The sequence below is a fragment of the Candidatus Zixiibacteriota bacterium genome, from assembly GCA_036480375.1.
Classification (GTDB): domain Bacteria; phylum Zixibacteria; class MSB-5A5; order GN15; family JAAZOE01; genus JAZGGI01.
The window spans coordinates 212,996-223,525 of record JAZGGI010000016.1; the positions used below are offsets into that span (position 1 = coordinate 212,996).

8 protein-coding genes are annotated in these 10,530 nt (G+C 43.8%); all 8 read right to left on the minus strand.

Annotated elements, in window-relative coordinates; all coding sequences use genetic code 11:
* Position 1 precedes the first annotated feature (1 nt).
* A complete protein-coding gene (locus V3V99_04190) occupies positions 2-1,324 on the minus strand; it encodes a GWxTD domain-containing protein (GenBank protein MEE9441846.1) in 1,323 nt (440 codons plus the stop codon).
* Positions 1,325-1,386: 62 nt separating this feature from the next.
* The gene (locus V3V99_04195; protein ID MEE9441847.1) at positions 1,387-2,637 is read right to left on the minus strand and encodes an ABC transporter permease; all 1,251 of its coding nucleotides are present in this window, start codon (positions 2,635-2,637) and stop codon (positions 1,387-1,389) included.
* A gap of 4 nt (positions 2,638-2,641) precedes the next feature.
* Complete coding sequence (locus V3V99_04200) at positions 2,642-3,862, minus strand: ABC transporter permease (protein MEE9441848.1); 1,221 nt, start codon at positions 3,860-3,862, stop codon at positions 2,642-2,644.
* A gap of 27 nt (positions 3,863-3,889) precedes the next feature.
* Positions 3,890-4,579 carry an ABC transporter ATP-binding protein gene (locus tag V3V99_04205; GenBank protein ID MEE9441849.1) on the minus strand — a complete coding sequence of 230 codons (690 nt, stop codon included), beginning with the start codon at positions 4,577-4,579 and terminating at the stop codon, positions 3,890-3,892.
* Positions 4,580-4,585: 6 nt separating this feature from the next.
* Positions 4,586-5,917 carry an efflux RND transporter periplasmic adaptor subunit gene (locus V3V99_04210; GenBank protein MEE9441850.1) on the minus strand — a complete coding sequence of 444 codons (1,332 nt, stop codon included), beginning with the start codon at positions 5,915-5,917 and terminating at the stop codon, positions 4,586-4,588.
* A gap of 41 nt (positions 5,918-5,958) precedes the next feature.
* Complete coding sequence (locus tag V3V99_04215) at positions 5,959-7,305, minus strand: TolC family protein (protein ID MEE9441851.1); 1,347 nt, start codon at positions 7,303-7,305, stop codon at positions 5,959-5,961.
* Positions 7,306-7,322: 17 nt separating this feature from the next.
* The gene (locus tag V3V99_04220) at positions 7,323-8,072 is read right to left on the minus strand and encodes a YIP1 family protein (protein MEE9441852.1); all 750 of its coding nucleotides are present in this window, start codon (positions 8,070-8,072) and stop codon (positions 7,323-7,325) included.
* Positions 8,073-8,258: 186 nt separating this feature from the next.
* A complete protein-coding gene (locus tag V3V99_04225) occupies positions 8,259-10,265 on the minus strand; it encodes a sodium-translocating pyrophosphatase (protein MEE9441853.1) in 2,007 nt (668 codons plus the stop codon).
* Between the last annotated feature and the right edge of the window lie 265 nt (positions 10,266-10,530).

Consider the following 10,530-nt stretch of genomic DNA (forward strand, 5'->3'; position numbering starts at 1 on the left):
ATTAATTCCCAAATCCTAAACCGTCATAAGGCGGTTGTAATTCATAATTCCCGTCGCCCCATTCATCAATAAACAGAAATTTCCGAGGCGGATTCGTACGGAAATAGTGCCAGATCTGATAGGGTTTTGTCGCTAATTCAAAAGGGTAATCCTCGACCTCATCCGGAGGACCGTAGGTTATATAAATCATACCCCGAGTGGTCTTCCAGCCATCTCTATTCATAAAGGTGAAGTATCGATTGGAATGTCGGACGCGGCGAAAATACTCTGCTTTGGCGGGATTAATCCTGGTATTGCCCTCGGATGCCCTGATAGCCCAGAATTCATCCCAAACACGCCGGCGCTCTTCCAGAGTCTTGGCCTCTTTTAGTTTCTTGTGCTCTTTATTATTGGTGAGGTATTTCAGCATGTCTATCAGCTTTTTATAGTCTGTTACGAACATGCCTTCGCCCGTCAATTTCATTTCGATTTCTTCGGTTATTTTATCATACTCTCTGCCCCGGCGACCGATTAATTTTAGTTCCAGTTCATAGTCTCCGGGATAAATATCCTTAATATTGATGTTTTGAAATTCTCGCTTTATATCGTTAATCTCTCCGTAAGAAATCGTATCGGTCCGCATGAGTCCTTTATGGCGGTGATAAAGGCCGATAATTAGTTTGGTATATTTATCCTTTTTTCTCCCCGGATAGACTTCATGATAGAACGACAACAGGCTGTCGTCTTCCCCGCCGAAAACCCGTATAACCCTGGGAATAATTCTCATATCCTTTTTATTGAATTTTGATGATCTGGTTGATTCGGCTATTTCATGGGCTAACTCAACTCGAGAGATTGTGGGATATTTTTGGGTATAAGATTTCTTGGACATTTTTTTTGATATCGTGGCCAGCACCGATCCGGATTCATCGGTTAAAGATGCGTTAATGTTAATATCCTGCGGTTCAAAAGAAAATGAAACCATATTGATGACAAAATCTTCCGAGCGTCTGGTTTCGGCGTAACTGCTGACTTTTATTTTCCCATCTTTTGTAATTCCCTCAATTGGTTGATTGTCTTCCCCGATAACATTAAACGAAATTTCATATCTGGCTTCATACCCATCCTGCAATTTTTGATAACCAAAAGCGTCATAAAATATCTTGTAATAAATTTCGAGGATATTCTTCTCATCTTCGCCGGAATAAAAATCCACCGCATCTATTGTAAATCTATCCTCACCAAATTCATTGGAAGCTCGATAGCCTGTTTGATCCGATACGCAAATCCCGTTACCAATCAGAAGAACTATGATTAGTATGGCAAAGCTCAGTCTCTTATTCATGTTACACCACCAATCTCTTATACAAAGCAATCTAAACTCCGGCTAACTTTCAGGCAAGCCAATTATTCATAACGCAGTGAGATAATTGGATCGGTTCGAGCCGCTTTGAAGGCCGGATAAATCCCGGCTACTAATCCCACCATTATAGATACGGAAAAACCAATACACATCCATAATATAGAGACGGTGAAAGGCAGTGAAAAGAGCAATTTTGCGAGTAATGCAAGTAAAATACCTGCAATAATGCCCAAAACCCCTCCGGTCGCCGAAAGAGTCATGGCTTCGGTTAAAAATTGTATAATTATATTAAGTCTTTTAGCCCCGATTGCTTTGCGGACTCCTATTTCCCTCGTCCGCTCAGTGACTGATACCAGCATTATATTCATAACACCAACGCCCCCGACTGTGAGGCCAACGGATGAAATTACAATCATAGCTATATATATAACATTGGCGATATCACCGGCCATGTCTTTTAACTTATCCTGCGTCCAGACGGCGAAATCGTTATCTTTATCATAAGGAACGCCGCGAATTCCCCGCATGGTCGTGATTACTTCTTCCATAGCCTGATCAATTTTATCGGGACCGTCGGCAGAAACTCGAAGAAACAATGCCTTTTCCCAAGGAATAAGTTTTTCAAAAGTTCCATAAGGAATCGCGACAAAATTGTTTACCCCTCCCGCATTAACAAATGAATTGTCAAGTTTCTCCAGGACGCCGACAACAAGAAATTCTCGAGTATTAATTCTAATATTTTTATTTATCGGGTCGTCATTGGGGAAAAGCGCGGTCGCAACATCATCGCCCAAAACGCATACCATAGCCCGGCGTTGTTCCTCAAACTCATTAAAGAATCTTCCGCGATTTAATACTCGATTTGTAACTTTTATATAGTCCGGTAAAGTTCCGAACATAGCAGGGTAATTAGCCTGATTATTCTTATATTTTATAACATTACCGCCACTGGCTCTATAGTAATTTTCCGGAGCAACGGCTGAGACTGATGGACAATTTTCACGAATCGCCTGGGCCGCTTCAAAATCAATCCATTTACGATTTCTATCTTCTTCTGATAGCTCCCCCCTATCCACATCAGGCGCAAAACGAGTAACAAATATGACGTTTGATCCAAGTCCTTCAATTTCGCTGACGAGTTTTTTATCAAGCCCTGCAATAATCGAAGCCAATCCCAAAACAGTCGCTACAGCAATAAGAACTCCGAGAATCGTCATTCCTGCCCGGAATTTATTGGATCTAATCGCGTCCATTGCAAGACCAATTCCATCGCGTATTTCAATGAGACTAATCATAACTTTACTCGTAACTTAACGCCTTTATAGGATCAAGTTTGGCCGCTTTCATAGCCGGATATATCCCAAAAAACATACCGACCCCGGTAGATATTAGTATTCCCGCGATAATGGCGAATAATGACGGTGTAATGGGGAGTGAAATTTGACTACCCAGGATAATCGCGACAGTTATTCCAAGCGCGGTCCCGATAATGCCGCCGCCCAGGGACAGGATTAAAGACTCGTAGAGAAATTGCATCATAATATTTTTGCGGCGGGCTCCGATAGATTTGCGAATGCCGATTTCGCGAGTTCTCTCTGATACGGAGACCATCATAATATTCATAATCACGATTCCGCCGACAACAAGCGCAATTGATGAAATTCCAATAAGCGCAAAACGAAGTATGCGTGTGATATTATTTACAAATGTCATGATGCTTTCGGCTGTCAGTAATCCAAAATCATCATCATCGTAATATGATACTCCGCGACGGGCTCGAAGTATTGATCTAACCTGGTCTTGCGTATCTACTGTTTTCTCAACAGACGTAGATTTTACTAATATATCCAGATTATGCCTCGGTTTGCCGAAAAGTTTTATCTGGGTTGACAATGGAATCAGCACAAAATTATCCTGATTATTTCCCATAGTCGAGCCTCGCTTGAGTGCGATGCCAATAACCTTAAATTTACGCCCGCCTATTTTAAGAACTTTGCCAATAGGATCTTCACCGGGATAGAGTTCTTCCTGTACGGTAGGTCCTATAAAGGCAACCTGTCGTTTATGCAAATACTCCATCTCGGTCATCGAACGTCCCTGTCCGACCTCAAAATCCAGAACCTGCATAAAATTAGCTGTCGCTCCGGCGATGGGCACATTATTCAGACTATTATTTTTCCGCTTTATAGTCCTAAATCTATAAGCACGCGCCGCTACGGCCTCACAATCCAGACACCCATCTTCTACGGCGTCCCTGTCTTTCAGGGTTAGGTCTTTTCGCTTCATGGCGTCAAGATACTCATCCCTTGTAGTTATCATTCCAAATTTGGTGACAATGAAAGTCGATGGGCCAAGTACGCTCAAAGAATCTTCAATACTGCTCATAAATCCTTCGACGGCGGAAATTATCGTTATTACCGAAGTTACCCCGATAACGACACCAAAAAGGGTTAGGCCTGAGCGGAGTTTATTGGCCCACAAAGCCTGGAGAGCAAGCTTTATTGATTCGATAGCGTTCAATTAAATACCCTTCAATAGCATTCGCGTTTATCCCGTTTCGCGATATTCTTCTTTTTCGATTGCGCCGTCCCGGAGGAAAATAACGCGTTGTGCCTTTTGCGCGATCGTATATTCGTGCGTGACCACGATAACGGTATTGCCCTGCCGATGCAAATCAGAAAGCAAATCCATGATCTCATTACCGGTATTGGTATCGAGATTACCGGTTGGTTCGTCGGCCAGAATAATTGAGGGATTGTTTACCAGAGCCCGCGCGATAGCCACTCGCTGGCGTTGCCCGCCGGATAGTTCATTTGGCTTGTGAGTCATGCGATCCCCAAGGCCTACGATTTCAAGAGCCTTTTTAGCCTTTTCAGTTCGGCCTTCGCGCGCGGTACCATTGTAAATTAATGGAAGCTCGACGTTATGAAGTGATGTCGCCCGCGGTAGTAGGTTGAATGTTTGAAATACGAATCCGATTTCTTTATTTCGGATACGGGCCAACTCGTCGTCATTTAAGTCGGCAACATCCTGCCCGTTCAGTAAATATACTCCACGAGTGGGCGTATCGAGACAGCCGATTAAATACATAAGCGTCGATTTGCCGGACCCGGAAGGTCCCATTATCGCTACATATTCACCCTTGCGAATCTGTAAGGTTACGCCTCGAAGGGCGTTGACCTGTTCTTCGCCCATTTGATATATTCTCCACAGGTCATCAACTTGTATCAGGCTCATACCTAATTAATCCTCATTTTTATCCGGATTTTCAACCTTTATTGCTTGTCCATCCTTAATGGTTCGCAAAGTCCTAAAACTACCCGTGATAACTTCATCCTCTTCTTCCAAACCGGATAATACCTCGTAGTTTTTCTGGTCAACAATTCCGGTTTCGATTTCGACAAATGTAGCAATCCCGTCGCGGTTTACAAAAACACCTTTTTTCTCTATTTTTTCTTTATCGCCTTTGCTCTTTTTGACTTTCGCCGAATCCGATTCTTCGGTCGTGGCGGCAATGGCCACTCCGGGCTCATCGCTCGCTTCGGCAGGTTTTTCGGCCGCGGCCAGGGAATCCGGATCAAATTTCCTCATTACAACCGCTTGTATGGGAACCGCCAAAACATCATTATGTTCATTGGTTACGATATCAACGGTAGAAGACATCCCCGGTCTGATCTTGGGATGCAAATCAAGCAGGGTAACTATGACCTTGAAATTTGTTGACTGGTCGCTGGAACCGAATCCGACCAGGGTAGCGGTATTTCCAATTTCGACAACCTCACCGGCAAAAGTGGTATCGGGAAAAGCATCGATTTCGATTGAAGCCGTTTGGTACAATTCCAGATCGGCAATATCAGTTTCATCAATTTCGACCTCAATTTCAAAGGCCGACAAATCGGAAACAACCATTAAGGTTTTACCCTGAGTAAACGATGTCTGAGCTTGCGCTATTTCACCCTTCTCGGCGTCAACCAGAGTCACAGTTCCGTCCATCGGAGACTTAATGGTTGTCTTGCTCAAATTATCGCGAGCTTTCTTAAGACGAGAGCGGGAAGCGTTTTTCTGCTGTATCCATGCTTTATATTCAGATTCCTGCCTTTGGAAAGCATAGTTGGCATTGGTATAGGCCTGTTCCGATGTCAGCTTCTTCTCGTAAAGACCTTTCTGGCGATTGTATTCATCGCGATATTGATCCAATAAGACCTTGGCCCCTTCAACCCTTGCCTCGGTTTCATTGGCGTTGTACAAAGCCGATTCCATATCTGACTTGAGCTGAATCGTATCCAGTTGAATTAAAATCTGGCCGTTCCTGACATAATCGCCTTCCTTAATGGGAAGGCTGATAATCTCGGCATTGACTTCGGAGACTATGTTCACCTTGGTTTTTGGCTCAACCCGGCCCGAACCGGATACCTTTGAAATGATATCTGCCTGCTCAATAACTTTAGTCTGCACGGAAATTTCCGAACGGAACGAACTTTGCAGGTTGATTATAACCATAGCTCCGATCAGGATTACTCCGGCGATAACGCCTAAAATTATATATAGTTTCTTTTTTGACTTTTTCTTCTCCATATTGCCACCCTAAATATCCTGTTTTAGTGGATACCTCCTACTTATTTCCCCATCGCGTTTTGCAATTTTGCGATGGCCAGGTTATAATCGAATTCGGCTTTGACATTGGTAAACTGAGCGCTCTTGAGACTCACCTGGGCGTCGAGAAGCTCCCACAATGCCGCCGCGCCGAGGTTATACTTGGTCTGCACCAAATCCATATCTTCGGCCGCCGACCGTTCAGTTTCCTCTGTTACAATTAAAGTTTCCTCGGCAATTTGAACTTCAAGATGTGCGTCATCTATTCTTCTCACGATCTCATTTTTAGCAAATTCGTAGCTTGCACGAGAGTTATTATAATTAGCCTTGGCCCGGCTAAGATTCAATTCTCTTGAAAAACGATCAAAAATATTATAACTAACGGTAAAAGACAAAGTCCCGCTATGATCAAAAGGGCCAAATTTAATCATATCGCTAAAGTGATCTTTCCCCCACCCATAAGAATAACTTAGAGTTGCGCGCGGAAGATATTGACCTTTTGCGGATCTAACGCCATATTTGGAAACGTCCAGATAATTTTTTGAACTTAGTAATTGAGGATGTTCTTTGCGCGCGCTGGTTATCATTGCATTCACGTCATCAAGTTGCACCTTGCCAATTTCTATATTTGACACATCAAATTCAGTAACCGGGTCAATGCCAATTGACACCGCCAAGACATCAAAAGCGATTTCATGGTTTCTTCGCGCTCGGATTTGAGTTAATTTGTCCTGCCCCAATTGTACTCTCTGTTTAAGAACTTCGGAAAGCGAAGCCGAGCCTAATTCATATTTCGCTTCAAATAATTTTAAAAGTTCCTCTGATCGGTTTACGGTTTCCTTGGCAACCTCAAGGTCTTTTTTGGATTTTAAGACCAAATAATAATTGCCTTTGATTGCCAATTCCAAATCTGACATACTCAGAGCGTAATCATATTCAGTCGCTGACTTATTTGCTTTACTCTGTAAATAATTCCATAAATTGTTCAAACCGTCAAATACAGTATAGTTTATATTGAATCCCGCGCTATAACCTTTAATTTTATAACCGATTGTATCTGCCAAGTTTTCTGTTGAGGTGACCAATTCGTTTAAATCCGGATCAAAATAAGTAACTGTTCTCAGGCGCGGTGATTCGGGACCTGATGTAATTTCGCGAGAAGAAAAAGAGACTCCAACAGATGGCAAAAACTGCCCTGCAGCATTCCTGACTTCCCAATTGGAAGTTTTGACCGCATTTCGGAATCGTTCCAGAGTCGGATCGGTTCGTTTAGCCATGTCAATACATTCGTCGAGTGTGTATATTTTGGCAAAAGATGAAGCTCCCATAAGAGCAATTACAATAATCAAAAACAAAGAAACCTTTTTCATATCAACCTCTATATTGGTTAGAACCAGGATAATTCTATCCCCGCAAAGCTCATTCCTATTACTTGCAAGCCAATCATAGTAATTACGAGAATCAGAGTAGTTATTATCGATGTGGCCATTCCTTTACCTCGCGAAATCCCAAACACTACCGAATACGCAAGACCGGATAAAATTATCAGCCAGATCGCTATGGCGTCAATATACAATAGAAACAGGTAAAATATTGATGTTATCCCAAGGTTATGGAAAAACGCGGCAAATCCTATTGATGCCTGAGCGCTACCCGAAGCGGCCATCAAAGGCCATTTAATAACAAAACTCGCGAGCAGCCCGATAACACCAATTAAAAGACTAACTCCCCAGACTCGCGTAAATTTAGTAGTGCCTCCGAAAAAGAACGTACCTACACCCCATGCCACTAAAGCCGCAAGTAATCCCGGTATTAGTCCAAATCCAGCACCAAAAAGCCCAGCTTTGAGGTAATTTGGATTTTCATAATCACTTTTCATTTGTTCCAACGCCGCAGGCGGAAGTACCGTGGATGTTTGCATAATTTCATATTGTAATTTGGCGCTGTATTCGGTCGTGGCAGCGGCAAACAATCCTGTTAAAATAACAACCAGTATAATTGGAAACAATAGCTTCGGATTCTTATTATAGTCTTCAAAGGCCTTAACCGGGCTGTAAATTACCGCGGGGATTATTCTCCAGATACTGTGTTTTCCCTCGCCTCCGTTTACATTTTGAGAATTAAAATTTGTCTCCATGTTACTCCAGCCTCCTAACCGACTACCTTTTTAGTTAGACGGTTTTCTTAGATTATTGTTTCAAATTTAATCTATCCCTTACAACAACTTAATCAATATACGCGCCTTCGCAACTATTATTCAATCGCATTACAAAAAAAGGGCATACTATTATTTAGCATGCCCTTTAATGATATTTGTGCATTTTTAAATGAACAAAGGAGCCAAAACCAGCGATACAATCGCCATCAGCTTAATTAGAATGTTCATTGACGGCCCGGAGGTGTCCTTAAATGGATCACCGACGGTGTCGCCGACGACGGCCGCTTTATGAGCATCAGAGCCCTTACCGCCATGAGCGCCGCCTTCGATAAGTTTCTTGGCATTATCCCAGGCGCCACCGCCGTTCGACATCATAAGTGCCAACAATACACCGGTCAAAGTCGCTCCGGCCAGCATGCCGCCCAGGGCTTCTTTGCCGAGAAAGCTGCCGACCAGAATTGGAGCCAGTATCGCCGAAATACCGGGAAGGACCATTTGTTGCAAAGCGCCAACGGTAGCGATTTCGACACACCGTTTGCTATCCGGTTTGGCCTTGCCTTCCATGAGGCCTTCGATTTCTTTGAACTGACGGCGTACTTCCTGCACCATCTTATAAGCCGCTTTACCAACCGCGCTCATTGTCAATGAAGCAACCAGGAAGGGCAAGATGCCGCCAATAAAGAGACCAACAATAACTCGTACGTTCATTAAGTCAATTTTATCAAGATTAACGGCCGCGCTGTATGCAGAGAACAGAGCCAGGGCGGTCAGAGCCGCTGAACCAATGGCAAAGCCTTTGCCGATGGCCGCGGTGGTGTTGCCAAGCGCATCCAGTTTATCCGTGATTTTACGGACATTTTCGCCCAAACCGGCCATTTCAGTAATACCACCGGCATTATCAGCGATGGGACCATAGGCATCAACCGACATCGTGACACCGATGGTTCCGAGCATACCGACTGCGGCAATACCGATACCGTACAATCCGGCTAATTCAAAGGCCGTATAAATCGCGGCGCAAATTACGAGAACAGGAAGAGCTACCGACTGCATACCAACATCCAGACCGGCTATAATACAGGTAGCCGGGCCGGTTTTAGCATTTTCGGCGATTTTGCGAACCGGAGCAGCAGAAGTATAATACTCAGTCAGGAGACCGAGAATAATACCAGCCACGTTACCGGCCACAACCGCCCAGAAGACACCTATCACAATTTGAGTATTGTCTACCAGAACCCAAGTCGCTCCCAGCATCAATACCGCGCCGACATACGTGACTATTCTCAAAACCGCAGCAGGATTCATTTTGGAAAAGACATGAACCGATAAAATGCCTATCATAGAAGCCACTATTCCAACCGTCACAATTAGTAGCGGCAGTTGCATATGATCCATACGAGCTGCTTCTCGCAATATTGGATCAATTATATGTTCATATTTCATCATAACAGCGATTGTAATGGCGGCAATGATTGAACCGACGTAGGATTCAAATAGATCGGCTCCCATGCCGGCCGTATCGCCGACATTATCGCCGACATTATCGGCAATAACAGCAGGATTTCGAGGATCGTCTTCGGGAATACCGGCTTCTACCTTACCTACCAAATCGGCGCCAACGTCAGCCGCCTTGGTAAAAATTCCACCACCGACACGGGCGAATAGCGCGATCGAAGAAGCGCCCATGGCAAAACCAGTTATAAATCGTGCCTGCTCCGGATTACCCCAGATATAAAAATATATTCCAACGCCAATTAATCCGAGACTGGCGACCGACATACCCATAACGGCTCCGCCAGTGAAAGCTATTTTTAGCGCTCCCGCCTGACCGGAATCTTTGGCCGCCGCCGCCGTTCGTACGTTAGCCCGAGTCGCCGCTTTCATTCCGAAAAAACCGGCTAACATTGAGCAACAGGCGCCACTCAAAAACGCGATTGCCGTAAATAAAGCGATTTTCCACGCCAGAAGCGCAAAAACGACTACGATAAATATAGCTAATATTGAGTATTCACGTTTCAGGAAAACCATCGCCCCATCATGAATGGTATCTGATAACTCTATCATTGTCTCATTACCGGGCGATTTTTTCTTAATGGTCAAGAAAAGACCCAGTGCGAAAAGGAGTCCTACAACACCAAGTACCACAGCTCCTATGCCAATGTCAAAGCCCATTTACCTTCCTCCTGCTATCTATAAAAGATTAAGCTAATCCTTGTGACAACTTTCACAATATCGGCGCGAATATAATAGACAGTTTTATAAAAGGCAAGCTACTAATTAGTGATTTTGGGATAGATTCCCCCGGCTAAAGGGCTTGTTGAAAAACACCTGTTTTCGATTTGGTTGTTAGATATTTATCAGACTTGGTTCCCATTGTGAATGTTGGTCGTCAGATACGGTCAGAATGAGCCGAATCGTATCTATGATGGTCTTAAAC